Annotated in this window: 22 protein-coding genes; 11 read left to right on the forward strand and 11 right to left on the reverse strand. The window is 69.2% G+C overall.

Translation table 11 applies throughout. The features are described 5' to 3' along the window. Positions 1–32: 32 nt before the first annotated feature. Entirely contained in the window at positions 33–1,586 is a 1,554-nt protein-coding gene (ffh, locus tag ACFQY2_RS15935; RefSeq protein ID WP_378746992.1) for a signal recognition particle protein, read from the reverse strand. Positions 1,587–1,758: 172 nt separating this feature from the next. On the opposite strand from ffh, the gene ACFQY2_RS15940 reads away from it, so the two are divergent. Next, positions 1,759–3,339 (forward strand): helix-turn-helix domain-containing protein, encoded by a 1,581-nt coding sequence (locus tag ACFQY2_RS15940; protein ID WP_378746993.1) that lies wholly within the window; start codon positions 1,759–1,761, stop codon positions 3,337–3,339. Between the two features lie 30 nt (positions 3,340–3,369). Here the strand turns inward: ACFQY2_RS15940 and ACFQY2_RS15945 are convergent, their stop codons facing one another. Next, positions 3,370–3,954 carry a TetR/AcrR family transcriptional regulator gene (locus ACFQY2_RS15945; RefSeq protein WP_378746994.1) on the reverse strand — a complete coding sequence of 195 codons (585 nt, stop codon included), beginning with the start codon at positions 3,952–3,954 and terminating at the stop codon, positions 3,370–3,372. A gap of 118 nt (positions 3,955–4,072) precedes the next feature. On the opposite strand from ACFQY2_RS15945, the gene lipB reads away from it, so the two are divergent. The 4 genes from lipB to ACFQY2_RS15965 all read left to right on the forward strand — a co-directional run bounded on the left by lipB (position 4,073) and on the right by ACFQY2_RS15965 (position 8,894). Further along, a complete protein-coding gene (gene lipB, locus ACFQY2_RS15950) occupies positions 4,073–4,726 on the forward strand; it encodes a lipoyl(octanoyl) transferase LipB (RefSeq protein ID WP_378746995.1) in 654 nt (217 codons plus the stop codon). Beyond that, on the forward strand, positions 4,723–5,715 hold the full coding sequence (lipA, locus tag ACFQY2_RS15955) for a lipoyl synthase (RefSeq protein WP_378746996.1): 993 nt from the start codon (positions 4,723–4,725) through the stop codon (positions 5,713–5,715). Before lipB ends, lipA begins: the two co-directional genes overlap by 4 nt. A gap of 117 nt (positions 5,716–5,832) precedes the next feature. Continuing rightward, positions 5,833–8,217, forward strand: a complete 2,385-nt coding sequence (locus ACFQY2_RS15960; protein WP_378746997.1) for a hypothetical protein — start codon at positions 5,833–5,835, stop codon at positions 8,215–8,217. After that, positions 8,214–8,894, forward strand: coding sequence for a GNAT family N-acetyltransferase (locus ACFQY2_RS15965; protein ID WP_378746998.1), 681 nt, complete (start codon positions 8,214–8,216; stop codon positions 8,892–8,894). The genes ACFQY2_RS15960 and ACFQY2_RS15965 overlap by 4 nt, the downstream gene beginning before the upstream one ends. Positions 8,895–8,910: 16 nt before the next feature. On the opposite strand, the gene ACFQY2_RS15970 is transcribed toward ACFQY2_RS15965, so the two are convergent. From ACFQY2_RS15970 to smc, 3 genes are all read right to left on the reverse strand, one after another. Further along, positions 8,911–9,411: a DUF2004 domain-containing protein gene (locus ACFQY2_RS15970; protein ID WP_378746999.1), complete on the reverse strand. Its 501-nt coding sequence runs from the start codon at positions 9,409–9,411 to the stop codon at positions 8,911–8,913. A 38-nt stretch (positions 9,412–9,449) separates the two neighbouring features. Next, on the reverse strand, positions 9,450–10,325 hold the full coding sequence (gene ftsY, locus ACFQY2_RS15975; RefSeq protein ID WP_378747000.1) for a signal recognition particle-docking protein FtsY: 876 nt from the start codon (positions 10,323–10,325) through the stop codon (positions 9,450–9,452). 178 nt (positions 10,326–10,503) lie between these two features. Next, a complete protein-coding gene (smc, locus tag ACFQY2_RS15980; protein ID WP_378747001.1) occupies positions 10,504–14,028 on the reverse strand; it encodes a chromosome segregation protein SMC in 3,525 nt (1,174 codons plus the stop codon). Positions 14,029–14,577: 549 nt separating this feature from the next. On the opposite strand from smc, the gene ACFQY2_RS15985 reads away from it, so the two are divergent. The 6 genes from ACFQY2_RS15985 to ACFQY2_RS16010 all read left to right on the forward strand — a co-directional run bounded on the left by ACFQY2_RS15985 (position 14,578) and on the right by ACFQY2_RS16010 (position 19,696). Continuing rightward, positions 14,578–14,859 (forward strand): hypothetical protein, encoded by a 282-nt coding sequence (locus ACFQY2_RS15985; RefSeq protein WP_378747002.1) that lies wholly within the window; start codon positions 14,578–14,580, stop codon positions 14,857–14,859. 13 nt (positions 14,860–14,872) lie between these two features. Beyond that, complete coding sequence (locus ACFQY2_RS15990) at positions 14,873–15,967, forward strand: GNAT family N-acetyltransferase (RefSeq protein ID WP_378747003.1); 1,095 nt, start codon at positions 14,873–14,875, stop codon at positions 15,965–15,967. Beyond that, positions 15,964–17,040: a GNAT family N-acetyltransferase gene (locus tag ACFQY2_RS15995; RefSeq protein ID WP_378747004.1), complete on the forward strand. Its 1,077-nt coding sequence runs from the start codon at positions 15,964–15,966 to the stop codon at positions 17,038–17,040. The genes ACFQY2_RS15990 and ACFQY2_RS15995 overlap by 4 nt, the downstream gene beginning before the upstream one ends. An 84-nt stretch (positions 17,041–17,124) precedes the next feature. After that, positions 17,125–17,820, forward strand: coding sequence for an ABC transporter ATP-binding protein (locus ACFQY2_RS16000; RefSeq protein WP_378747005.1), 696 nt, complete (start codon positions 17,125–17,127; stop codon positions 17,818–17,820). Continuing rightward, positions 17,817–19,139 carry a permease gene (locus tag ACFQY2_RS16005; protein ID WP_378747006.1) on the forward strand — a complete coding sequence of 441 codons (1,323 nt, stop codon included), beginning with the start codon at positions 17,817–17,819 and terminating at the stop codon, positions 19,137–19,139. Before ACFQY2_RS16000 ends, ACFQY2_RS16005 begins: the two co-directional genes overlap by 4 nt. Before the next feature lie 14 nt (positions 19,140–19,153). Further along, a complete protein-coding gene (locus ACFQY2_RS16010; RefSeq protein WP_378747007.1) occupies positions 19,154–19,696 on the forward strand; it encodes a GNAT family N-acetyltransferase in 543 nt (180 codons plus the stop codon). A 34-nt stretch (positions 19,697–19,730) separates the two neighbouring features. Here the strand turns inward: ACFQY2_RS16010 and mutM are convergent, their stop codons facing one another. The 6 genes from mutM to ACFQY2_RS16040 form a co-directional block, all read right to left on the reverse strand. Then, the gene (gene mutM, locus ACFQY2_RS16015) at positions 19,731–20,624 is read right to left on the reverse strand and encodes a bifunctional DNA-formamidopyrimidine glycosylase/DNA-(apurinic or apyrimidinic site) lyase (protein ID WP_378747008.1); all 894 of its coding nucleotides are present in this window, start codon (positions 20,622–20,624) and stop codon (positions 19,731–19,733) included. Between the two features lie 8 nt (positions 20,625–20,632). Next, positions 20,633–21,340 (reverse strand): ribonuclease III, encoded by a 708-nt coding sequence (gene rnc, locus ACFQY2_RS16020; RefSeq protein ID WP_378747009.1) that lies wholly within the window; start codon positions 21,338–21,340, stop codon positions 20,633–20,635. 10 nt (positions 21,341–21,350) lie between these two features. After that, positions 21,351–21,560, reverse strand: coding sequence for a 50S ribosomal protein L32 (gene rpmF, locus ACFQY2_RS16025; protein WP_105668338.1), 210 nt, complete (start codon positions 21,558–21,560; stop codon positions 21,351–21,353). Between the two features lie 2 nt (positions 21,561–21,562). Next, on the reverse strand, positions 21,563–22,111 hold the full coding sequence (locus ACFQY2_RS16030; RefSeq protein WP_378747059.1) for a YceD family protein: 549 nt from the start codon (positions 22,109–22,111) through the stop codon (positions 21,563–21,565). A 76-nt stretch (positions 22,112–22,187) separates the two neighbouring features. Continuing rightward, positions 22,188–22,685 carry a pantetheine-phosphate adenylyltransferase gene (gene coaD / locus ACFQY2_RS16035; RefSeq protein ID WP_378747010.1) on the reverse strand — a complete coding sequence of 166 codons (498 nt, stop codon included), beginning with the start codon at positions 22,683–22,685 and terminating at the stop codon, positions 22,188–22,190. A gap of 57 nt (positions 22,686–22,742) precedes the next feature. Next, a complete protein-coding gene (locus ACFQY2_RS16040; protein ID WP_378747011.1) occupies positions 22,743–24,917 on the reverse strand; it encodes an ATP-dependent DNA helicase RecG in 2,175 nt (724 codons plus the stop codon). Positions 24,918–24,948 lie beyond the last annotated feature (31 nt).

Genomic DNA, 24,948 nt, shown 5'->3' on the forward strand with positions numbered 1-24,948 from the left:
AGAACCTGCCCACCTGTCAGTTCGGCCGGCGGTCAGCCCTTGCCGAAGAGCTTCTGGATCTCGGCGAGGTCGGTCGCGCTCGGCGCCTTCTGACCGCCGCCGAGACCGAAGCCGGACCCGGTCGGGTTCGAGGAGGCGGTCGGAAGTCCGGCGTTCTCGGCGGCGCGCTTGGCGGGGTTGCCCGACCGCGAGCCGCCCTTGCTCTTCGCGCCCTTCTTGCCGCGCTTCGCCGATGCTCCCGGCTTGCCCATCGGTCCCATGCCGGGGATCTGCGGGGTGCCGCCGCGCGCGACGGTCTTCATCATCTTCGCGGCCTGCTCGAAGCGCTGCACCAGCTGGTTCACATCCGTGACGGTCATGCCCGAACCCTTCGCGATGCGCAGCCGGCGGGAACCGTTGAGCATCTTGGGCGAGCGCCGCTCGCTCGGGGTCATCGAGCGGATGATCGCCTCGGTGCGGTCGATCTCGCGCTCGTCGAAGTCGTCCAGCTGCTGCTTCATCTGCCCCATGCCCGGGAGCATCCCGAGCATCTTCTTCATCGAGCCCATCTTCTTCATCTGCTGAAGCTGCTCGAGGAAGTCCTCGAGCGTGAAGGCCTCGGTGGCGAGCTTCTCGGCCATCTTCATGGCCTCTTCCTCATCGAAGGCCTGCTGGGCCTGCTCGATGAGGGTCAGGATGTCGCCGAGGTCGAGGATGCGGCTCGCCATGCGGTCGGGGTGGAACGGCTCGAGGTCCTCGAGGTTCTCGCCGGTGGAGGCGAAGATGATCGGGCGACCGGTGACCGACGCCACGGACAGCGCGGCCCCACCGCGGGCATCGCCGTCGAGCTTGGAGAGGACGACGCCGGTGAAGTCCACACCCTCCTGGAACGCCTTCGCGGTGTTGACCGCATCCTGACCGATCATCGCATCGATGACGAACAGCACCTCGTCCGGGTCGGTCGCCTTGCGGATGTCCGAGGCCTGTCTCATCAACTCGGCGTCCACGCCGAGGCGTCCGGCGGTGTCGATGATGACCACGTCGTGCTGCTGACGGCGAGCGTGCTCGACGCCGGCCTTGGAGACCTGCACGGGGTCCCCGACGCCGTTGCCCGGCTCCGGCGCGAAGACTGCGGCACCCGCGCGCTCGGCGACGACCTGCAGCTGGGTCACGGCGTTCGGGCGCTGTAGATCGGCGGCGACCAGCAGCGGCGTGTGCCCGTCTGCCTGGAGCTGCCGGGCGAGCTTGCCGGCGAAGGTGGTCTTGCCGGAGCCCTGGAGCCCGGCGAGCATGATCACGGTCGGCGGGGTCTTGGCGAACTCCAACCGACGCTGCTCCCCGCCGAGGATCGCGACGAGCTCCTCGTTCACGATCTGGACGACCTGCTGCGCGGGGTTCAGCGCCTTGTTGACCTCGTCGCCCAGTGCGCGTTCTCGTACCTTGGCGGTGAAGTCCTTGACGACCACGAGGGCGACGTCGGCATCGAGCAGGGCGCGACGGATCTCACGGACGGTGCCGTCCACGTCGGCGGGGCTCAGCTTTCCCTTCGTGCGCAGGTTGCGGAAGGTCTCGGTGAGCCGATCGGAGAGCGTGCCAAAGGTAGCCATGGTGCCTTCGATTCTACGGGAGCACGGCTCTGGCGCAGCGCAGACCCACACCCAGGTGATCAGCCGACATGCAATACCACATACGACGTGATCGCGGGCCGTCCGGTTCGCTCACGGCCCCGAGTATCTCCATTCGACCTGCTGATATCTCACATCCGGTATATTTGCCATCATGACGATGGATTCCGTACGGTCAGCACCTCGCAGCGACAGCACTCCCGACTCAGAGGAGCCGCTGCAGACCACCGCAGCCCGCCTGATCCGTGACGCCCGCGTCGCCCAGCACCTCACGCAGGCGCAGCTCGCCGCTCGAGTCGGCACCAGCCAGAGCGCGATCAACCGCATCGAGCGCGGCGGACAGAACCTCACCCTCGAGCTGCTGGCACGCGTCAACGCCGCCCTGGGCAACGAGATCCTCACCCTCGGTCAGCCCAGCACCAGCCAGCACATCCGCGTGCAGGGCGGACGACCGCTGAGCGGGTCGATCACGGTCAACTCCAGCAAAAACGGTGCGGTCGCCCTGCTGTGTGCGAGCCTGCTCAACCGCGGACGCACCACCCTGCACCGCGTGGCCCGCATCGTCGAGGTCGATCGCATCCTCGACGTGCTGCGCAGCTTCGGCGTCTCCGCCGTGTGGTCGGAGAACGGCGAGGATCTGGAGATCCGCGTGCCGCAGCAGCTGGACCTCAGCGCGATCAACGCGGACGCCGGACGCCGCACCCGCAGCGTGATCATGTTCCTCGGTCCGCTGCTGGGCCGTCACAAGGAGTTCTCGCTCCCCTATGCGGGCGGCTGCGACCTCGGCACGCGGACCGTGGAACCGCACATGCTGGCGCTGCGGCGCTTCGGACTCTCGGTCGAGGCGACCACGGGCTGGTACCGGGCGACCGTCACCGAGGTCGGCGACGACGAGTTGCACGTGGTGCTCACCGAGCGCGGCGACACCGTCACCGAGAACGCGATCATGGCGGCCGCCGGCCGTGACGGCGTGACCGTCATCCGCAACGCCAGCCCGAACTACATGGTGCAGGATCTGTGCTTCTACCTGGAGCTGCTGGGCATCCGCATCGAGGGCGTCGGCACCACCACGCTGCGCATCCATGGCAGGAGCGAGATCGACGAGGACGTCGACTACTGGCCAGGCGAGGATCCTGTCGAGGCGATGACCCTGCTCACCGCGGGCATCGTGACCGGATCGGAGATCACCGTGAGGCGGGTGCCGATCGAGTTCATGGAGATCGAGCTGGGCGTGCTCACCGAGATGGGACTGCGCTACGACCTCACCCCCGAGTACCGAGGCGCGAACGGACGCACCCGACTGGTCGACCTCACCGTGCACCCGTCGACGATGCACGCTCCCGTCGACAAGATCCATTCCATGCCGTTCCCCGGGATCAACATCGACAACCTGCCGTTCTTCGCGGTCATCGCCGCCAGCGCCGAGGGCACCACGCTCATCCACGACTGGGTGTACGAGGGACGCGCGATCCATCTCTCCGATCTCACCCGGCTCGGCGCCGACATCCGTCTGCGCGACCCGCATCGGCTGGACGTCACCGGCCCCACACGGTGGTCGGCCGCCGACGTGATCTGCCCGCCCGCGCTGCGCCCGGCCGTGGTGCTCCTGCTCGCGATGCTCGCCTCGAAGGGCACCAGCGTGCTGCGCAACATCGCCGTGATCGAACGCGGCTACGAGGGCCTGTGGGCGCGCCTGAACGAGATCGGTGCGGCGATCACGCCCTTCCGGGATTGATCCGGCGCCGAGCCGGACCCGGTTCGTCCCTCACCCCCAGGGCAGGTCGTGGATGCTGCGCAGCGCGTCATCGAACTGGGCCTCCAGCGAGGCCTGACCGGCGCCGCGCTCGGACCAGACCCGCAGCGAGGACAGCAGCGCGGTGGCCAGCGCCGAGCCGAGGATGTCGGCGCGGATCTCGTCGATTCCCGCGCTGCGCGCCGCCCCCGCGACGGCGGAGGAGATCCGGGCGTGACGCAGCCCGGTATCGCGCAGGAGCTCGGTCTCGAGCCCCATCGCCGCCGCGTTGCGCAGTGCGAGCGCGAGCGGGTCAGGTGCGAAACCGCGGACGATCGGTTCGAGAGCGCCGCGGACCGCGGGGCCGTCGGCATCCGTCCCCAGTGCCGCCAGCGCCACGGATGCCGTCGCGATGCGCGCATCGAGCCCCGACCACAGCACATCGCTCTTCGAGGCGAAGTAGTTGAAGAAGCTCGAGCGGCTCACCCCCGCGCGCTGCGCGATGTCGACGATGGATGTCGCCTCGTAGCCCTTCTCGAGGAACAGCTCGCACGCCGCCTCGGCCAGGGTCTCCCGCGAAGACGCCCGGGGGCGTCCTGCACGAGCATCCGATGTCATGCACGTCAGCGTAGCCGTCGCAGCCTCCCCACCGCGCCCGCGATCAGGCGTATGCTGTCTCGAGCACCATTCTTGTACCGCATCCAACAACTTCGGACCCATGCCCAAGGGAGTGCCCATGCTCGACATCCGCTTCGCCGGCCTCGCACCGGACTACGTGCCCTATCTGGACGGTTGGGAGATGCAGCGCAGCGTCCACCGCGATGTCGTCGCCGGCGAGCGCCCCGACACCCTCCTGCTGCTCGAGCACGAGGCGGTGTACACGGCCGGCAAGCGCACCGAGCCGGAGGAGAGGCCGAAGGACGGCACGCCGGTGATCGATGTCGACCGCGGCGGGAAGATCACCTGGCACGGTCCCGGGCAGCTGGTCGGCTATCCGATCGTGCGACTGCCGGAGCCGATGGACGTCGTCGCGCACGTGCGGCGCATGGAGCGACTGCTGATCCGCATCCTCGAGCCCCTCGGCGTCGACGGCCACCAGGTCGCGGGCCGCAGCGGCGTCTGGGTGCGCAGGCCCCTGTCGGAGGACAAGGTCGCCGCCATCGGCGTCCGTGTGCAGCAGGGCGTGACCATGCACGGCTTCGCCATCAACTGCGACAACACGCTCGCCGGGTTCGACGGCATCATCCCCTGTGGGATCACGGATGCGGGCGTCACGACGGTGAGCGAGGTCGTCGGGGCCGACGTCTCCCCCATCGACATCGTGCAGGCGGTAGCGGACGGTTTCGCCGCCGAATACGCGACGGCCACGAGCGAAGGAGCAGCAGCATGACCACCGCAGCACCGGAGGGTCGCAGACTGCTGCGCCTGGAGATCCGCAACGCAGCCACGCCGATCGAGCGCAAGCCCGAGTGGATCCGCACCAAGGCGAAGATGGGGCCGGAATACCAGGCCCTGCACGCCCTCGTGAAGGAGGAGGACCTGCACACGGTGTGCCAGGAGGCCGGCTGCCCCAACATCTTCGAGTGCTGGGAGGACCGCGAGGCGACCTTCCTCATCGGCGGCTCGCAGTGCACGCGGCGGTGCGACTTCTGCCAGATCGACACCGGCAAGCCCGCCGCCTACGACACCGACGAACCGCGCCGGGTCGCCGAGAGCGTCACCCGGATGGGCCTGCGCTACGCCACCGTCACCAGCGTCGCACGCGACGACCTGCCCGACACGGGCGCATGGCTGAACGCCGAGACGGTGCGCCAGATCCACGCGCAGAACCCGAACACCGGCGTCGAACTGCTCGCAAACGACCACAGCGGCAACCCCGACTTCCTCGGCCAGATCTTCGACGCCCGCCCCGAGGTCTTCGCACACAACGTCGAGACGGTGCCGAGGATCTTCCGCCGCATCCGTCCCGCGTTCACGTACGAGCGCTCGCTGAATGTGATCACCCAGGGCCACGAGGCCGGACTGATCACCAAGTCGAACCTCATCCTCGGCATGGGCGAGGAGCCGGCGGAGGTCATCGAGGCTCTGCAGGATCTGCACGACGCCGGATGCGACATCATCACGATCACCCAGTACCTGCGCCCCACGCCCCGCCACCTGCCCGTGGCCCGCTGGGTGAAGCCGGATGAGTTCGTCGAGTTCAAGGCGGAGGCGGAGCGGATCGGCTTCCTGGGTGTGCTCGCCGGCCCGCTGGTGCGCTCCTCGTACCGCGCCGGTCGCCTGTGGGCCCAGTCGATGCTGTCGAAGGGACGCGAGATCCCCGCGCATCTCGCACACATCGCGGAGGGGGTCGAGCGGGGCTTCGCACAGGCTGTCTGAGTTCTCTGGCATGGTGCTCCCGGCCCCGGATCGGGCACAATCGGAGGCGATGCGGGGACACCGCGCGGTCTGGGGGCAGGTGTGGGCACGGACGAGAGCAGCAGGAGCATCTTCGCGGTGGCGAACGCGGAGGCGGAGGCGGCGCGCGAATGGCTGTCAGCCGCCTTCACCGCTCAGCGCGCAGCGGGTTCGCCGCACGCATTGAGCCGGGAGCGGCAGCAGGACATCCGCGAAGTGCTCAGCCTGGACTGGTGGCAGAGCGCGGTGGCGGACGGCGCGCACGACGGTCACGCCGCCCTCGGCGTCCGACTCGGGAATCTGCTTCCCCCGGCCGTGCGTGCCGCCTCGGACCTTCCCCTCGGCGGAGTCGTACTGGCGATGTACCTGAGGAATCTCGTCAACGAGGCCTGGGAGCTCAACTGGGATCACTCGCTGATCCGGGCGGCGGTCAACGCCGCCGTCGACACGGCGAGATCCCTCTCGCTCGACGGGGCTGAAGCGGTCGCCTGGGACCTGCTGGGATTCATGAACCAGGAGTTCGACGTCGAAGCCGCGCTCCTGACGGGCGATCTGCGCGCCGTGGTGATCGTCACGGAAGAGGCGATGGCGAGGATCACCCCGGTGCGGCAGGCTGCCGGCAGCCTGTCCGGGCACCCGGGACGGGAGATCCTCGTCGCCGAGACGCGCTCGGAGCACCGCTACTACCGCGCGATCCATGAGATCGCCGTCGCCACCTCGGCGCTTCTCGCACGTCAAACCCAGGATGTCAGCGCCGACATCGCACGGATCGCCGCACAGATCGACAACGGCGGCTTCCGTCCCGTCGACGCCAGCGAGCTCCGCGGTCACCTCGCCTCCCTCGAGACCGTCCAAGCCGCCGTCGAGCGGCCGTGGCTGCATGTCGACGAGGGTCGCGTGCGGATCGTCTACGGGTTCGGCATCCTGCAGCAGGGATCGCAGGAGCTCTCCGCGGATCTCGACGCCGTCCGCGAACTGGCGGACGCTCCGGGAGAGAACCGCCGGCTGGGCCCGCTTCACGTGACGAAGGTCATGCGCCGGCTCACTCTGAGCGATGTCTGGCAGGGCACCGACAGCCTCGGGCGCCGCTACCGCGGCTCGACGTTCCAGCTGGAGGAGCTGCTGCTGACCGTTCCCGGTGCGGATGCCGAGCCGGTGAGCATCCGCACCCAGGTCCAGCTCTCCGAGCTGGGAAACCATGCGGTCCTGTTCGACATCGACCTCGCGGACGCACCGGCGTTCGAAGTGGCGCGGATCGTGAACCTCGCGACGCCGCTGTTCGGGGATCTCACCGAGATCCCGCACGTGCTGCATCTGCATCCGCGGTCCGATCCCCGCGTCCGTCTGTCCCGGCTCTCTGATGTCGTCACCGCCGTCCTCGGTGACCTTCGCGTCCTCCTGCGGCGCGTGCGCGGCGATCACGACGTCGCTCACGGGCGCCGGGCCGACATCGCGGCCGGACGCGGAGTCGACCACCCGACGGACCCGATCTCCGCCAGGGCGGGTTCGTTCGGAGTGCTGGTGACCGTGGAGCGCGCGTCGCGCGACGTCTCGGGAGTGCGCACGCCCCTGGGCTCCGCGCGGGAGATCAACGGCCTGTGGGGAGCGCAACCGCTGCTGCATCCCCTTCCCGCCGGCGCCTCGGGAGTGGCGGACTGGGCCATGTACGACGTGGACGCCGTACGGCCGTTCACCCTGCTGCACCTGAACGATGAGCTGGTCGCCGCGAACTCCAACGTGACCCTGCTGGCCAGCTTCCGCTCGCCCGACTACGCGGTGAGCGAGATCGAGAGCTTCATCACGTTCGCGCACACCATGCACGGCATGTACCAGTCCTGGCAGAGCAGGGTGCGCGAGCATGCGGAGACCATCTCGGGGCTGCTGAACGATGTCGAGCGCCTGATCGGGGCGGCGGATGCGGCGGGCTCCGGCGCCGACTACGCCGCGCAGCAGCAGATCACCGAGCAGCTCGGCGACCTCATCGGCGTCATCGAGCGCGCCGAGCTGGAGCTGCAGTCGTTCGTCCAGTCGAAGCAGGCCATCATGCTGTTCGTGGAATCCCCCGCGATCGTCTCGTCGCCCGCCCTGCGCGTCGATCTCGACACGGTGCTGCGTTCGAACCGCTACGACCTGCTGCGCGAGGGGTTCGAGCGCGCCGTGCGCGATGTGCTCGGATCCCGCCTGCAGCCGCTGTTGGACGTCTGTCACCGGAGGTTCGAGCGCATCCTCGATGATCGGCAGGCCGACCGGGAGCGTCGCGCCGAGCGTGTCGAGCGCGTGCTCGGCGTCATCCTCGCGGTGATCGGCATCTCCGGCATCGCGTCGCTGCTCCAGGAGGGCTTCGGCCTGCGAGGCGAGATCACGTGGTGGTTCGTCGTTGCGATCCTGGTGATCGCCGTGGCCATCGGGGTGATGATGATCGTGATGTCACGCCGTGCCCGCGGCCACGGGCGACGCCGGCGCCGGACACGGGCGGCGCCGTGATCTCCTACGAGATCAGCACCGACGCCGATGTGCTGCGCGACGCGCACCGATCGCTGATGACACCGTCGTTCCGGCCCGACGAGCTCGTGCCCGAGGACGATTTCGTCGCCCAGTTCGAGGAGGGCGCCCAGGCGGTGCTCGCCCGCGATGGGCGCGGACGGCTGCTCGGCGCCGCGGTCCTCGAGCCGTTCGGTGACGCCGTGCTGCTCGAATATCTGGTCGCCGCCCCTCAGTCGCGGGGAACGGGGGTGGGATCGGGCCTGATGTCGAGGGTCCTGTCCGACTGGGGCGCCTCGGCTCTCCTGCTGGCGGAGTTCGACCGCCCGGACGTGCAGCAACCGCATCCGCTGTACGGCGATCCGTCGGCCCGTCTGCGGTTCTACGACCGATTCGGAGCGCTCGCACTGGATCTGCCGTACTTCCAGCCCCCCGTCTCGCAGACCAGCGCCCGCGAGTACGGGATGCTTCTGGCGGTGTTCGACCGGGACGGGAGCATCGCGGAGCGCGGCGCGCTGGACTCCGCGCAGCAGGGCGCTGTCCAGCGCTATCTCGATGAGATCCTCCAGACGGCGACCGATCCCGACGCGCAGCGGCTGCGCACCGCGGCGGCTGCGCCCGACGGTCTCCTGGCGCTCCCGCTGAACCGCTATGACCGGATCGTGCGCTCCCCGCTCTGAGGACCGCCGCGCGTCGTCAGTCCGCGCTCATGACGGACTGCACCGAGCCGTCGTCGGCGAGGTTCACCAGCAGCACGTCGTCGGTGGCGTCCGCATCGAGTGCGTACTCCATGACGGCGAACGGATCGGTTCCACCGTGCTCGTCGGCGAGGATCGTCATGCTCATCAGGCTCAGCGAGCGGATGATGTCGACGGCGGCGTCACCGCTCACATCGACCAGCACGTCCTCCAGCTCGTCGCCGTAGGCCTCCTGCTGCTGCAGGATGAACTCGGTCACCTCGCTCGTGCGGTCATCGACCTCGGTGAGCATCGCCCGGCGCACCACGGCGTCCAGGTTCTCGATGCCGGCGATCAGCGCCGCTGCCACGTCGAGCGCGGCCTGCGAGACGTCGTCCTGATCCGGAGCGGTCAGATCGACGGTGACCGACTGGTCGCCGAACTCGACCCGCTCGGTCCAGAAGATGGCACCGTCGGGTCCGGAGGAGAGAACCCCGAAGTAGTCGTGTTCGATCGCCATATCGCTATGAAACCAGCCTCTGTGTCCGTCCGGTAGTCCTAGGCGTCGACGAGCGACTGCACGAAGACGTGCGGGGTGAATCCGGTGAGGTCGTCGATGCCCTCGCCCTGGCCGAGCAGCTTGACCGGGATGCCGGTGCGCTCCTGTACGGCGAGGATGAAGCCGCCCTTCGCCGACCCGTCCAGCTTGGTGATCACCAGTCCGGTGACGCCGGCGTGTTGCAGGAACGCCTCGGCCTGGAGCACACCGTTCTGGCCGGTGGTGGCGTCGAGCACGAGCAGCACCTCGCTGATCGGCGCGAGCTTCTCGACGACGCGGCGCACCTTCGACAACTCGTCCATGAGCCCGCCCTTGGTGTGCAGACGACCCGCCGTGTCGATGATCGCGATCTCGATGCCCTGCTGCTTGGCGTAGTCGACGGTCTGATAGGCGACGGATGCCGGGTCCTGGCCCTCATGCTGAGGTCGAACCATCGCCGCTCCTCCGCGCTGTGCCCAGGTGGCGAGCTGCTCGACGGCCGCCGCGCGGAAGGTGTCGGCGCCGCCGACGACCACGCTGCGCTCGAAGCCGCGCAGGAACTTCGTGAACTTGCCGATGGTCGTGGTCTTGCCGACCCCGTTGACGCCGACCACGAGCACGACGGCGGGGCGCTCGGAGAGCTTGAGGGTCGTGTCGAATCTCGCGAAGCGCTCCTCGAGCGTCTCGCGCAGCATGCGCTGCAGATCCTTCGGGTCCGTCGTACGGTACCGGTCCACCTTCGCGTGCAGTTCTTCCAGGAGCTGCTCGGTGATGTCGGGGCCGAAATCCGCGGTGATCAGCGCGGTCTCCAAGTCCTCCCACGTCGTCTCATCGATGGTGGGCTTGACGAACATGCCGCGCAGTGCGCGGCCGAGGGACCAGGATTTCTCCGCCATGCCCCCAGCCTACGATGGTCGGCATGAGCATCCGTCGATAGTCGTCACTGCCGCGCCACAGCCGCGGGCAGTGTCGTCGCCCGGAGTCACGCGGCGTGTCGGCCCACCGGAGGGCACGACACGCCGTCGGAGCAGCTGAGGCTCCGGACGACGAGACGCCCGATCGCCGCGCCGCCCGTCAGACGGATGCCATCGCCCGGTCCCCGACACGCTGTCCGACGACCGCCGATACGCCGTCCTGGCGCATCGAGACCCCGTACAGGGCGTCGGCGATCTCCATCGTGCGCTTCTGGTGGGTGATGACCAGCAGCTGCGAGTTCTCCCTCAGCTGCTCGAACACGGTCAGCAGACGTCCGAGGTTGGCATCGTCGAGCGCGGCTTCGACCTCGTCGAGGATGTAGAACGGGCTGGGTCGGGCCTTGAAGATGGCCACCAGCAGCGCCACGGCCGCCAGCGACCGCTCACCTCCGGACAGAAGCGACAGTCGCTCGATCTTCTTGCCGACCGGGCGCACCGCCACCTCGATGCCCGTGGTGAGCATGTCGTCGGGATCGGTCAGCGAGATGCTGCCGGATCCTCCGGGGAACAGCAGCGGGAAGACTTCGCCGAACGCCTGCCTGGTGTCCTCGAACGCCGCCGCGAAGATCACCTGCATCCGCTCGTCGAGCTCGGCGATGATCGAGAGCAGGTCCTGCCTCGTCTTCGTCAGATCCGCCAGCTGCTCAGTGAGGAACGCGTGTCGCTGTTCGAGCGCGGCGAACTCCTCCAGTGCCAACGGATTGACCCTGCCCAGTTGCGCGAGCTTGCGCTCGGCATCCTTCAGGCGGCGCTCCTGGATGCGACGGTCGAAGGGTATCGCGGTGTCCTCATCCGGTTCCTCCGCTCCCGGATCGCGTGGCACCGGCTGATCCGGGCCATATTCCGCAATCAGAATATCTTCGTCGAGGGCAAGCTCCGAGGCGACGCGCTCGAGCAGGCTCGTCAGGTGGAGCTTCTTCTCGTGGATCTGCAGCTCGAGCCCGTGCACGCTCTCGGTGAGGCCTGCCAGACGCTCCCGCAGCGAGCCCTCCTGCGCGCGCAGGGCCGTCAGCTCCTCGTTGTGCGCCGATCGCTCGGATTCGGCCGCAGCCAGCGCCACACGGGCTTCGGTGACGGAGCGGTCGATGGAATCCAGTACGCGCGGCACCTCCTCGGCGACGGCGGACGCGGCTGCCCGCTGGGCGCGGCGGATGACGGCGCGACGTGCAGCCTCGGCCGCGGCATCGCGCTCCTGCGCTCGCTGGCGCTCCAGCGACGCGACTCGCGCCTGCGCCGCCCGGACGCGCTCCCGCAGCGTCTCGATCTCCAGCCGGGCGCGCACCTCGCCCTCGCGCGCCGACTCCAGCGCCTCCAGCAGGCCATCGCGCGCCGAAGCGTCCAGCACCGGACGGGGCTCGGACTCCGCCTGGTCCAGCTCGGCCTGGGCCCGATCGGCCGCGGCTTCGGCATCCGACACGGCCGCCTGCGCCTGCGCGAGCCCGCTCTCCAGGCGCTCGCACTCCGCGATCGCGGCCTCGTGCTGCACGGTCACGCGGTTGACCTGCTCGGCGTGCGTGGCGAGGGCGGCGTCATGCTCGCGCAGCATGCGCAGAGCGTCCTTGGCGCGGCGACGCGCCTCCTCGACGGACTGCGTCGCGGCTTCGCGTGCGTCGCGAAGCTCCGACGCCGTGACACGCACCTGCGCGAGCCGCTCGGTGGCGGCATCGCGCTCGGCCGCGAGCTCGAGACGGGAGGCCTCTCCCGACCCCGCGCGCATCGTGTGGGCGGTGATCACCTCGCCGGTCTTCGCCACGATGGTCGTCCTGGTATCCGACAGTGCATCCAGCGCCGTGCGGGCCGTGCGCGCGGCGGCCAGGTCATCGGCGATCAGCACGGCGGCGAGGACCCCGCGAAGGCCGACGGGGGCGTCGACCACGTCGGCGGCGGAGACGGTTCCCGGAATGTCGAGTGAGGCGGATGACGCGCTCAGGACCGACTCGGCGATGACGAAGTCGACCGTCCCCCGTGCTCCCCCGGAGGCGACCAGCCGGAAGGCGGCGTCGACGTCGTCCACCAGGACGCCCTCGGTGAGAGGCCCGAGCACCGCGGCGATCGCGGCCTCGTACCCGGCGCGCACCTGCACGGCATCGCCGACCAGACCGCGCACCCCAGGAGCTCCCGACGCCACGATCTCCGCAGCCCCGCCGGACAGCGCCAGCGCACTGCCGAGTGCGGCCGCCTTCGCCGTCAGCGAGTCGGCCTCCCGCTCGGCTTCGTGCAGGCGCTCGCGGAGCGCGTCGCGCGCGCTCTCCGCCTCGGCGACCTGCTTCTGCGCCTCGTCGTAGGCGGCGGCGTACTCGGCGGCCGTGCCCTCCGGCGCCTCCGCGTCCGCGATGGAGTCGAACGCCTCCGCCGCTTCGCGCCTTCGCGCGTGAGCCGCTTCCAGGGCGAGCTCCTGCCTGGCGACCGCACCGCGGACGGCTGCGAGAGCGGATGCCGCCGCATCGGCGTTACCGCGCAGGGAGCTGAGCCGCATGTCGTACTGCGAGACCAGAGCGCTCTGCTCGGCGATGTCCACGTCCAGCGTGTCCAGCTCCGCGCGCGCGTCGACCACCGCGCGGCTGGCGACCACGGCGGCGTCCTGCGCGTCGCCCAGCCCCTCGGAGATGCGAGTGATCTCGTCCTTGGCCTCATCGATCGTGTCCTGCGTCACGGTGATCGCGGAGATCGTGTCGTCGTCCTCGGTTCCGAGCAGGGCGAGCCGCTGGTTCGCGAGCGTGTACAGGCTCCGCATCCGCTCCTGTGCCTGTTCCAGCCCGAACGTCACGCGCCGCGCCTCGTCGACGGCGGCGGAGTTCTGCTGCGCCTCCAGACGCTGGATGCCGGTGCGCACGTTGTCTGCCTGCTCCGAGAGCACCAGCCGTTCGGTGTGCCGTTCCTGTTCGGTGCGGGTGTGGTCGGCCAGAGCCGTGCGCAGCGCGACCACATCGTCGGCGAAGATGCGCGCCTTGGCGTCGCGGACGATCGCCGCGATCCCCGCCGCCTCGCGGGCGATCTCGGCCTGTTTCCCGAGGGGCTTGAGCTGGCGGCGGATCTCGCCTGCCAGATCGCTCAGGCGGGTGAGGTTGGTCTCCATGGCGTCGAGCTTGCGGAGGGTCTTCTCCTTGCGCCGGCGGTGCTTGAGGATGCCGGCGGCCTCCTCGATGAATCCGCGGCGATCCTCCGGGGAGGCCTGCAGCACCGTGTCGAGGCGCCCCTGGCCGACGATCACGTGCATCTCGCGTCCGAGGCCCGAGTCGCTGAGCAACTCCTGCACGTCCAGCAGTCGGCAGCCGGAGCCGTTGATGGCGTACTCGCTGGAGCCGTTGCGGAACAGCGTGCGGCTGATCGTCACCTCCGCGTACTCGATCGGCAGGGCTCCGTCGCTGTTGTCGATGGTCAGCGTCACCTCGGCGCGCCCGAGCGGGCCCCGCGTGGAGGTGCCGGCGAAGATGACGTCCTCCATCTTGCCGCCGCGGAGCGTCTTGGCGCCCTGCTCCCCCATGACCCATGCGAGAGCATCGACCACGTTCGACTTGCCTGATCCGTTCGGTCCGACGATGCACGTGACGCCCGGTTCGAACACGAACGAGGTGGGCTGGGCGAAGGACTTGAAGCCCTTGAGCGTCAGGCTCTTCAGATGCATGCGCGCACCGTTCGTCGTGCTGGCCGGCCGGGGAGAATCACGCCGCCACGCTACCGGAAACCGGGTCTGGACTGAGGATCCCGCGCGGCAGTGAGCAGGATCCGCACCGCACACGACACGCCGAAGATCAGAAAATTCTTGACGTCCGCCGTGAAGACGCACTAGCTTTGCAAACCGGATCGCTCACGAAAGGAGGACGCTCATGATCACTGCACATGTCACGGCACCAGCCGCAGGCTACGATGCGACGCGCACCGCGGATCAGACGCCCTCCCGCTTCGGCTTCCGACGCAGCGCGCTCTCGTAGAACTGCCGCCCGAGATCTCCTCTTCAGGAGTCTGATCTCCGCCGGTTCCCGCCGCTCCCGCATCGGTCGATGACCTCGACCCTCTGCATCCCGCGATGTCTCCCCGCCGGGGACCTCTCGCCCGCGCCCCGTCCGTCATCGGACGCTTCCGCGTCGGACCATCCGGTCGACGCCGGCCGCTCCCGGCCGCATTCGGAAGCCGCGCACCGTCCCCTGAAGAACAACAAGAATCGAGCACTCTCGTGAGTACTGAAGCACTGCTTCGCCAGACCGTCCATCCCCCGTGTACCGAGGACGAGGAGATCCTGGAGATCACCGTTCCCACCGACCGCGCCGAGCTGGCGTTCAGCGACCGGCTCTCGCTGCGGATCGGTTTGTGGCTCCTGCTGCGCGCACAGCGCACTCCGCGCCGCGGCGGCACCCCGAGTCGAGAGGACGTCCTGCGACGCCTCGAGCGGCCCCGCGTCACCGAGCGCGAGGCCATCACCCTGCTCACCTACGACCTTCAGCGCCGGCTGCGCTGAGCGGGAGGCCGTGATGACCATCTCCCTCACTGGAACAGCGGTTCTGCTTCCGCTCGAGCTCCCGGCTCGAGCGGAAACAGGGCCGACCACGACCGTTCGCCGGTACGCCGCGGTCCGCAACGCCTCGATCCTGGAGATCACCGGCCGTGACGACGATGCCTTCACCGCAGAGGAGCTGCTGCCGGGGCTGTACAGCACAGCAGATCGGGAACGCCGCCAATGGTACGTGGAACTCGACGGCGAGCTCGTCGGATGCTGCGCGCTCGACATCCTGCAGGACGATGGCGGGCGCACGGGAATGGTCACTATCGCCCTGCTTCGTCGGGTATGGGGCCGCGGGATCGGCTCGTCTGCCTATGCGCATGTGGAGACCGCGGCGCGCGAAGCCGGCGTCCGCAAGCTGCTGCACTGGTCGGCCCACCACGATGATGGAACCGCGCAGCCGGTGCTGGAATCACCGACGGGGTTCGGTTCGGTCCCGGTCGACCACGGCGCCCGGTTCCTGCTGCGCCACGGATTTCGGCTGGAACAGGTCGAGCGCGCAAGCGCCCTGACGTGGTCCGACGCCACCCGGGCTCGCCTCGAAGCGCTGCGAGGCGAGGCGCAGGGCCAGGCGGTCGGCTATCGCCTCGTGCAGTGGACGATCCCCACCCCGCCCGAGCACCTCGACGGCTATGCGTGGATGAAATCCCGGATGTCCACGGATGTGCCGGATGCGGACCTCGGCTCGCCCGAGGAGGCCTGGGATCATGCGCGAGTGCGCCGCCAGGACGAGCGTCTGGCGCAACGCGGATGGACGATGCTGGTCACCGCCGCCCAGCACCTCGGCACAGGGCAGCTGTGCGCCTTCAACGAGCTGGCGGTCGGCTCCGATCCGACGCGGAGCACCCACCAGTACGACACGCTGGTCCTCTCCGAGCACCGCGGTCACCGACTGGGAATGCTCGTCAAGACGGCCGGCCTCATCACGTGGCGGGAACAGCATCCCGACTCGCCGAGCGTCATCACCTACAACGCCGAGGAGAACCGTCCGATGCTGGACATCAACGAGACCATCGGCTTCGCACCGATCGACTACGAAGGCGCTTGGAAGAAGGAGCTGACATGACAGACATCCTGATCACCCCGCTGGTCGTCCCGGCGGCCGCCGACGCCCCGGACGCCGACGAGTTCCGCGCGATGGTCGATCTGGGCAACCGGGCGGCTGAGCTGGACGCCGGCATCACCGACCTCAGCGACACCGCCGAGCAGCTGCTGCCCTCGTGGCTCGACGAGTCCGATCGCCTCCATCGTGGCTTCATCGCCCGGCGCGGGGGCGTGATGGTCGGAGCTGCCTCCATCACGACGGCGACGGAGCAGGGAGCGACTTCGGCCGAGTTCGACCTCATGCTGCTCCCGCCGCACGCGGAGGACGGTGTCGGCGCCGCACTCCTGCAGCGTGTGGAGGAGGAGGTGGGCACCCTCGGCCGCAGCACCCTGCAGAGCTGGACCCTGCATCCCGCGTCCGAGGGTGAGCGGATGCTGACCCCCGCCACGGGTTGGGGGCGCGTGGCGACCACGGCGCTGAGCGACCTGCTCGAGGCGAACGGATACTCCCTGGAGCAGGTCGAGCGCAACAGCATCCTTCCGCTCGACGGCGCCCTCGGGGATGCGGAGACGCGTCTCGCCGAGGCGGTCGCCTTCGCCGGAGACGACTACCGCATCGTCACCTGGACCCTGCCGACACCGCCGGAACTGCGTGCCGGCTACGGCAGCATGATCGCCCGGATGGCCACGGACGTACCCAGCGGCGACCTGGACATCCCCGAGGAGACCTGGGACCCGGCACGCGTCGCGCGACGCGATGCCACCTTCGCCGCCGGCGGACAGACGATGTCCGTCGCCGCCGTGGTGCACGAGCCGTCGGGCGCGATGGTCGCCTTCAACGAGCTGAACATCGGCGCGGACCTCACCGGGGTGACGCACCAGTGGGGCACGCTCGTGGTGAAGGAGCACCGCGGCAAGCGGTTGGGAACGATCGTGAAGTGCGCCAACATCCTGCGCTGGAAGGAGATCGCCCCGCACTCCCCCAAGATCTCCACCTTCAACGCCGAGGAGAACCGGCCGATGCTGGACATCAACGAGTCGATCGGCTTCGTTGCCGCCTCGTACGCGGGTGCGTGGCAGAAGCGGCTGCACTGAATCATCCTGAAGGATGAGAGCGGTGGGGCAGGGTCATCCGCAGGGTCGATGATCCTGCCCCCTGCCGGGCCGGAAGCTGGAACCATGAACGATTCCGTCCTGCATGCGAACGCCCTCACCAAGACCTACGGCACCACCCGCGCTCTCGCCGAAGTGGATGTGACCGTTCGGCGTGGTGAATCCCTTGCCATCATGGGCGCGTCCGGATCCGGGAAGACCACCCTGCTGCACGTCCTGGCGGGCATCGTCGCACCCGACGCCGGGTCGGTTTCGTTCCTCTCCGCGTCAGGAGCTCCGATCGAGCTCACGGGGCAGTCCGAGACCACTCGCTCGCAGCTGCGCCGGGAACGCTTCGGCTTCGTCTTCCAGCAGGGTCTGCTCATTCCCGAACTGACCACCGTCGAGAACGTGGCCCTGGCGCTGATGATCAACGGAACCCCGCGACAGCAGGCCACGGCTCTGGCCGCGGACTGGCTGCAGTCGCTGGGACTGGCCGGCATGGAGGACCGCCGCATCGGCGAGCTCTCGGGCGGGCAGGCACAGCGGGTGGCCATCGCGCGCGCGCAGGTGACGGGTGCCGAGCTGATCTTCGCCGACGAGCCGACCGGGGCGCTCGACTCACGCACATCCGCCGAGGTGATGGATGCGCTGCTCTGGTCCACGACCGGTCAGGGCCGCACGCTGATCGTCGTGACGCATGATCCGCAGGTGGCGGCCCGGTGCTCGCGCACGCTGTCCATGCGCGACGGCGCCATCGTCGATGCGGAGGTCGCCGCATGAATGCCGCGACCATTCGCATGCTGCTGCGTCCGGCACCTGGCAGCAGGGCGACCGTCGCTATTCCCGCCACGGCCTTCGCCATCGTCACAGCGCTGGTGCTCACCGTCGTCGGCGGAGCGCAGTCGTTCTGGGGGTGGACCGACCCCGAGGCGCCGGTCTATCAGATGCTGGCCGTCGTGGCCCTGGTGCTGCTGATCATGCCGCTGGCATCTCTCGGGGGTGCTGCCGCACGGCTCTCCGCACGCCGACGCGATGAGCGCCTCTCGACCCTCAGACTGCTCGGGGTCGCCCCGATGGGCGTGAGCGTGCTGACGGTCATCGAGTCGATGGTGATCGCCGGCAGCGGCGTGCTCGCCGGCATACTGGGACATCTCGTGCTGGCCCCGGCGGTCGGGCTCATCCCGTTCCGCGGCGCGCCCCTCGGAGTCGGCGCCGTGCTCCTCCCACCGGCCCTGATCGCCGCCGTGTGCTCCGGAGCGCTGCTGCTCGCGGCCGTCAGCTCGGTCCTCGGCCTGCGCCGGCTCGTCGTCTCGCCGCTCGGTGTGCGGATGCGCGCACAGGCGAAGGGCGTGCACTGGGTCCGCGCCGTGCTCGCCGCAGCCCTGCTCGCCGTCGCCTTCCTCGGCGCTCAGGCCGTGCCGTCGATGGCGGGCGCGGTCGCGATCACCGCCGTGCTGGCGGTGCTGTTCGCCGGTGCCATCGGGCTGTTGAACCTGGTCGGCCCGTGGACGCTGAAAGCGCGCTCACGCCGTCAGGCGAAGCGCGCGGAGACGCCGGAGCGACTCCTCGCCGCCCGCATCGTGCTGGACGATCCGAAGGCCGCCTGGCGGCAGGTGAGCGGCATCGCCATGATCAGCTTCGTCGCGGTCTTCGCCGGCACGGGGATGTCGGTCATGAACCTCATCAGCTCATCCGGCGCTTCGGCAGAGGATATCGCGCTGCTCGCGGACATGCGCACCGGCCTGATCATCACCCTGGTCGTGTCGTTCCTCATGGTCGCGGCATCGGTGGGTGTCTCGCAGGCGTCGGACCTGCTCGACCAGCGGCCGCTGCATCGCAGCCTGCATCACCTCGGCGTCCCTCTGCACACAGTCGACGCCGCGCGGCGGCGGGCGGTCATGACACCGCTGCTGCAGACCGCCGTCGGCGCCGCGCTGTGCGGCGGGGTCCTGGTCCTGCCGCTGCTGGGCCTGGCCGTCATCGCCGCACCCCTGTCGCTGATGACCATCGCGCTGGTACTGGCGGTCGGGATCCTCCTCGTGTGGCTGAGCACCCGCGCGACGCGTCCACTGCTGCGCCCCGCGTTTGCCGCGCAGTGAGTCAGAATGGAGCGATGCTGCTGCGCACGACGCGCCTCGAACTGCGCGAGATGACCGACGAAGATCTGCCCGCGCTGCGGGCGATCCTGCAGGATGCCGAGACGATGAGCGCCTACGAGGGCGCGTTCGACGAGCGGATGGTGCAGGACTGGCTGGCGCGCATGCGACGGCGTTACCGCGACGACGGCTTCGGCATGTGGGCGGTGGTGCACCGCGACACCGGACAGATGATCGGGCAGTGCGGGCTCACCCGTCAGCACATTCTCGGCGCCGACGTCATCGAGGTCGGGTATCTGTTCAACCGCGAGCACTGGCATCACGGCTATGCGGTCGAAGCGGCGACAGCGTCTCGGGATCACGCGTTCGACGTGCTCGACGTCGACCGCGTGTTCGCGCAGATCCGCGATACGAACGTCGCCTCGATGAATGTGGCGATCCGGCTGGGGATGACGGTGCGCGGGCGGTTCGTGAAGCACTACCGCGGCGTCGACATGCCGCACCTGGCGTTCGCGATCGATCGGATGGATCGGCGCGCCTCTCAGACCGGTCGGATCTGAGCGGTCGGCGTCGGCGCTCCATCGCAGGAGCCGGTCAGCGTCGCCGCTGGCACCGCGGGCAGTAGTGGCTCGAGCGGTTCATGAACGCCGCGCGGGTGATCGGACCGCCGCAGCGCGGGCAGGGCAGTCCCGCCCGGCCGTAGACGTTGAGGGAGTGGGCGAAGTAACCCGCCTGGCCGTTCACGTTGACGTATTGGGCGTCGAAGCTGGTGCCGCCCTCGGCCAGCGCCTTCTCCAGTACCAGCCGCACCTCGGCCACCAGTCGACGCACGGCCTGCGCCGACAGCGCACGTCCCTCGGTCTCTGGATGGATGCGGGCGGCCCAGAGCGACTCGTCGGCGTAGATGTTGCCGATGCCGCTGACGAGGGTCTGGTCCAGCAGGATGCGCTTGATGGCGCTGGCGCGCCGACGCACGGATGCGATGAACCGCGACTCGTCGAAGGCGGGGTCCAGCGCGTCACGCGCGATGTGCGCGACCTGGGTGGGCACAAGAGGCAGGGCCGTGCCGATGCCCGCAGCCGAACCGTCCGGAGTCTCTCGGAGCTCGTCGACCGCCAGGGACCCGAACGTGCGCTGGTCGGCGAACACGACGGCGAGCCCGCCGTGCTGCGGGTGATCGATGTGCAGCCGGATGCGCTCGTGCCGCTCGGGTGCAGCGCCCGGCGCGCGCAGCAGCATCTGCCCGCTCATTCCCAGGTGCGCGACCATCGCATCCGCGTCGCCCTCCAGTACGAGCCAGAGGAACTTCCCCCGCCTCGCCGCGGCGGTGAAGGCGCGCGCCTCGAGGCGTGCGACGAAGTCGGCCGCTCCCCCGGGATGCCGAGTGAGCGCGCGCTCGTCCAGAACGTCGACCGCGCTCACTCGCGCACCCACGATCGCCGGCGCCAGACCGGCGCGGACGACCTCGACCTCGGGGAGTTCAGGCACTGCGGAGCTCAGGCGCCCGACGGCTCGGTGCTGGCGCTGAGCTCGCGCCACGCGGTCAGCGCGGCCGACATCTCGGCGGTCTTCTTGCTGGTGCCGGTCCCGCTGCAGCTCAGGTCGCCCACGACGACCGTGGCGGTGAACACGCGATCGTGATCCGGGCCGGCGGCCTGAACGGAGTACTGCGGCGGGGTGGCGCTGAGTCGCGCGGCGAGCTCCTGCAGACTGGTTTTCGGGTCCATCGCGGCGCCGTAGCGCTCGGGGTCGGCCAGCAGCGGCCCGGTCAGGCGCAGCACCAGGGACTCGGCGGCCTCCGGGCCGGCGGAGAGGTAGGCCGCACCGAAGACGGCTTCCATCGTGTCCGCCAGGATCGAGTCCTTGTCACGGCCGCCGGTGTGCTCCTCACCGCGTCCCAAACGGAGGTGAGCTCCGAGCCCGATGCCTCGCGCCACCTCGGCCAGTGCCACCGTCGAGACGACGCTCGCACGCCGCTTGGCCAGTTCGCCCTCGTCGAGATCGGGATGCGTGGTGAACAGCATCACGGTCACGGAGATGCCGAGCACGGAGTCCCCGAGGAACTCCAGTCGTTCATTGTGCGGGATCCCACCGTGCTCGTACGCGTACGAGCGGTGAGTCAGCGCCAGCTCAAGAAGCTCGGCGTCGATCTCGACGCCGAGCTTCTGAGTAAGAGTCCGAATCCCCGCGGAATCCTCCGCCATGATCGTCGGATCAGACGTCGGCGACCTTGCGGCCCTTGTACTCGAGGAACAACTCGGTGCCCTGCGAGTCGGTGACGACCTTCGCCTGGTGCGGGCGGCTGTAGACGACCTTGCCGTTCTCGATGGTCTTCACCAGCGCGATGGGCGCTGCCTTCCACTGCGCGCGGCGCGAGCGGGTGTTCGAACGGGAGACCTTGCGCTTCGGGGGGTTACCGGCCATGACTAGCTCTCTTCTTTCTCGGCGCCACGGCTCTCTGTCGCGGCGTCCTGGTCTGTGATCTGTCGGAGCGCACTCCATCGAGGATCAATGGGAGCAGTGCTCTCTGCGTCGGTGCTCACGGCCAGCTTCTCACCCGTACTCGGGTCGAGGCCCGGGCAATCCGGCTGACACACCGGCTGAAATGGAAGCGACAACACGACCGCATCCCTGACCAGATTTTCAAGATCCACGTGGTCGTCTTGAACTTCGAAGTCAGTTTCTTCCTCACCAGGATACGCGAAAAGCTCCTGGAATTCGACTTCGACGGGCGCGACGATGTCGGTGAGGCAGCGACCGCACACCCCGGTGTAATCGGAGTCGGCCGTTCCGGAGACGAGGATCCCCTCGTGAACCGACTCCAGACGCACATCGATATCGACGGTCTCACCCGCTTCGACCGCGACGATGCCCTCACCCCACTTGTCGGCGAGGGTCACGGAGATGGTGTGCTCGCGCATCTCTCCGGGCTTGCGGACGATATCGCGGACGGGAAGGAAAAACGGGCCGTTCACTCGGGACTTCACCCCGCCATGCTACCGGCCCTGACGCTGAGAGGCTCCGGCATGCGGTGTCGGCAGCGAGGTGTCGTCAGAGGCCCCGGGCACCCGTGTCCAGGAAGGACGCCACCACGGGAGGGACGAACGGCGAGACATCGCCGCCGAGGGAGGCGACCTGGCGCACGAGCGAGCTGGATACCATCGCGTGTGCCGGATCCGGCAGCAGGAAGACCGTCTCGATGTCGGCGAGATGGCGGTTCACGATGGCCATCGGAGACTCGTAGGCGACGTCGACCTGCGAACGGATGCCCTTGACGAGGACGCCCGCGTCCACGTCGCGTGCGTAGTCGACGAGCAGGCCCATGCTCCAGGACCCGACGATGATGTGACCCTCCACGCCCGCCTCGGCGATCGACTGCTCCAGCAGGGTCATGCGCTGGGCGATGGGCAGCATCGCCTCCTTGCCGGGGTTGTGCACGACGAGCACATGCAGCTCGTCGTACAGACGCGCCGCTCGACGGATCACGTCGAGGTGGCCGAGTGTGGGCGGATCGAACGAGCCCGGGACGACGGCGATCCGACTGTTCACATGATCTCCTTCGCTGGGAGGACTCGGCACATGCCCCCAGCCTAGAACAGAAGACTCTCAGTTCTTGCCGAGCGCGGCACGGTCGGCATCCGTCACGCGTCGCTCGATGGTGGCACGCAGTGCCGGATGCCTCTCCAGGGTGGGGTCATCCGCGAAGATCGCGGCCGCGATCTCACGGGCACGCACGATCAGGTCGGCATCCTTCACGACGCGCAGCAGCCGCAGCGACGAGCGCGCGCCGGACTGAGAGGCGCCCAGCACGTCGCCCTCACCGCGCAGCTCGAGGTCGACCTCGGCGAGCTGGAAGCCGTCGAGGGTCGCGGCCACCGCGTCGACCCGCTCACGCGCGATGGAGCCTGCTTCCGCCTCGGTCACGAGCAGGCACAGCCCGGGATGCTCACCGCGACCGACCCGGCCGCGCAGCTGGTGCAGCTGAGAGACGCCGAAGCGGTCCGCCTCCATGATGATCATCGTGGAGGCGTTGGGTACGTCGACGCCGACTTCGATCACGGTCGTCGCGATGAGGAGGTCGATCTCACCCCGCGCGAAGGCCCGCATGACGGCATCCTTCTCGTCGGCGGGCATCTTCCCGTGCAGCACACCGCGCCGCACCTTCGACAGTTGCGGATGCGTGGCCAGCAGCTCGGCCAGCTGCACGACACCCCACCGCGGCCCCTTGCCCTCCTCGTCGGGAGGCGGGGCCGCGCCGTCGGAGTCGACGGAGTCCTTCGCGGTGTCGATGGCCGCGCATACCGCGAACACCTGCCGCCCCGCGGCGATCTCCTCGGCCGCGCGTGTCCACACCCGCTGGAACCAGGACGGGTGCTCGGCGAGCGGCGCGGTGAAGGTCTGGATGCCCGCCCGACCGGACGGCATGCTGCGGATCACCGACGTGTCCAGATCCCCGAAGACCGTCATGGCGACCGTGCGTGGGATCGGTGTGGCGGTGAGGACCAGCGCGTGCGGTGCGGTGCCCTTGGCGCGCAGCGCCTCTCGCTGCTCCACCCCGAACCGGTGCTGCTCATCGACGACGACCAGAGCGAGATCGGCGAAGGTGGTCTTCTCGGAGAGCAGGGCGTGCGTGCCGATCACGATGAGCGATTGCCCCGATGCCACACGCAGCGCCGCCTTCCGGCGTTCGGGTGCCGACATCTGTCCGGTCAGCAGGGTGGGCATCAGCTGCGGTGCCAGGTCGCGGCCGAGCATCTTCGTGATGGAGCGCAGGTGCTGTCCGGCGAGCACCTCGGTCGGCGCGATGAGCGCTGCCTGTCCCCCGCTCTCGGCCACCTGCACCATGGCACGCAGCGCGACCAGGGTCTTTCCCGAACCCACCTCCCCTTGGACGAGCCTGTTCATCGGACGTCGAGCCGTGAGGTCGTCCGCGATCTCCGCACCGACCAGCCGCTGATCCTCGGTGAGCGAGAACGGCAGCGACGCGTCGAAGCGCTCCAGCAGCCCGCCCGGCTTCGTCTCGCGCGGGACCGCGGTCAGTGCACGCACCTGCTCGCGCTGCTGCAGCAGCGCCGCCTGCAACGTGAGCGCCTCGTGCACTCGGAGGGTGCGCACGGCGGGGGCGATGTCTCCGCGCTGCTGCGGACGATGGATGCGCTCCAGGGCGTCCCGGGCGGTCAGCAGGTCCTCCGACAGCCGCAGGGCGTCAGGCAGGGGCTCGGGAACGTCGCCGAGTCCGTCCAGGACGGGGCCGATGATCTTGGCGATCTGCCAGCTCTGAATCGTGGATGTGGCCGGATAGATCGGGATCGGCACGTTCCGGCGCGAGTCCGCCCGTCGCTGTGCGGCATCGAGGTCGTCGAAGAGCTCATACTCCGGGTGCGCGAACTGAACCGTCTCCCGGAACATGCCGACCTTGCCGGAGAAGATACCGCGCCGGCCCGGTGCGAGCTCCTTCTGCCGCCATTGCGCCTGACTCAGATTCTTCGCGAAGAACGTCAGCGACATCCGGCCGATGCCGTCGCTGATGACGGCCTCCGTCATCGCGCCGCGGCGATTGCGCATCGCGCGCGCACTGGAGCTCACCACCTCCGCGACGATCGTGACCGTCTCCCCGATCGGAAGTTCGCGGATCGGCGTCAGCTCACCCGGATCCGCGTACCGGCGGGGGTAATGCCCGAGCAGCTCCCCCACGACCGTCATCCCGAAGGCACGATCCAGGGTGCGGGCCGATGTGGCGCCGACGGCCTGAGCCAGCGGCGTGTCGAGCTCGAAGGACATGCTCCGAGTCTAGGGACGGCCGCCGACCTCG

Source organism: Microbacterium sp. GCM10027623, assembly GCF_042666935.1.
GTDB lineage: Bacteria > Actinomycetota > Actinomycetes > Actinomycetales > Microbacteriaceae > Microbacterium.

What these genes read in the sequence shown, in the direction of transcription:
- ffh (WP_378746992.1), bottom strand. Translation starts at nt 1,586, where the DNA reads ATGGCTACCTTTGGCACGCTCTCCGATCGGCTCACCGAGACCTTCCGC.
- ACFQY2_RS15940 (WP_378746993.1), top strand. Translation starts at nt 1,759, where the DNA reads ATGACGATGGATTCCGTACGGTCAGCACCTCGCAGCGACAGCACTCCC.
- ACFQY2_RS15945 (WP_378746994.1), bottom strand. Translation starts at nt 3,954, where the DNA reads ATGACATCGGATGCTCGTGCAGGACGCCCCCGGGCGTCTTCGCGGGAG.
- lipB (WP_378746995.1), top strand. Translation starts at nt 4,073, where the DNA reads ATGCTCGACATCCGCTTCGCCGGCCTCGCACCGGACTACGTGCCCTAT.
- lipA (WP_378746996.1), top strand. Translation starts at nt 4,723, where the DNA reads ATGACCACCGCAGCACCGGAGGGTCGCAGACTGCTGCGCCTGGAGATC.
- ACFQY2_RS15970 (WP_378746999.1), bottom strand. Translation starts at nt 9,411, where the DNA reads ATGGCGATCGAACACGACTACTTCGGGGTTCTCTCCTCCGGACCCGAC.
- ftsY (WP_378747000.1), bottom strand. Translation starts at nt 10,325, where the DNA reads ATGGCGGAGAAATCCTGGTCCCTCGGCCGCGCACTGCGCGGCATGTTC.
- smc (WP_378747001.1), bottom strand. Translation starts at nt 14,028, where the DNA reads ATGCATCTGAAGAGCCTGACGCTCAAGGGCTTCAAGTCCTTCGCCCAG.
- ACFQY2_RS15990 (WP_378747003.1), top strand. Translation starts at nt 14,873, where the DNA reads ATGACCATCTCCCTCACTGGAACAGCGGTTCTGCTTCCGCTCGAGCTC.
- ACFQY2_RS15995 (WP_378747004.1), top strand. Translation starts at nt 15,964, where the DNA reads ATGACAGACATCCTGATCACCCCGCTGGTCGTCCCGGCGGCCGCCGAC.
- ACFQY2_RS16000 (WP_378747005.1), top strand. Translation starts at nt 17,125, where the DNA reads ATGAACGATTCCGTCCTGCATGCGAACGCCCTCACCAAGACCTACGGC.
- ACFQY2_RS16005 (WP_378747006.1), top strand. Translation starts at nt 17,817, where the DNA reads ATGAATGCCGCGACCATTCGCATGCTGCTGCGTCCGGCACCTGGCAGC.
- ACFQY2_RS16010 (WP_378747007.1), top strand. Translation starts at nt 19,154, where the DNA reads ATGCTGCTGCGCACGACGCGCCTCGAACTGCGCGAGATGACCGACGAA.
- rnc (WP_378747009.1), bottom strand. Translation starts at nt 21,340, where the DNA reads ATGGCGGAGGATTCCGCGGGGATTCGGACTCTTACTCAGAAGCTCGGC.
- rpmF (WP_105668338.1), bottom strand. Translation starts at nt 21,560, where the DNA reads ATGGCCGGTAACCCCCCGAAGCGCAAGGTCTCCCGTTCGAACACCCGC.
- ACFQY2_RS16040 (WP_378747011.1), bottom strand. Translation starts at nt 24,917, where the DNA reads ATGTCCTTCGAGCTCGACACGCCGCTGGCTCAGGCCGTCGGCGCCACA.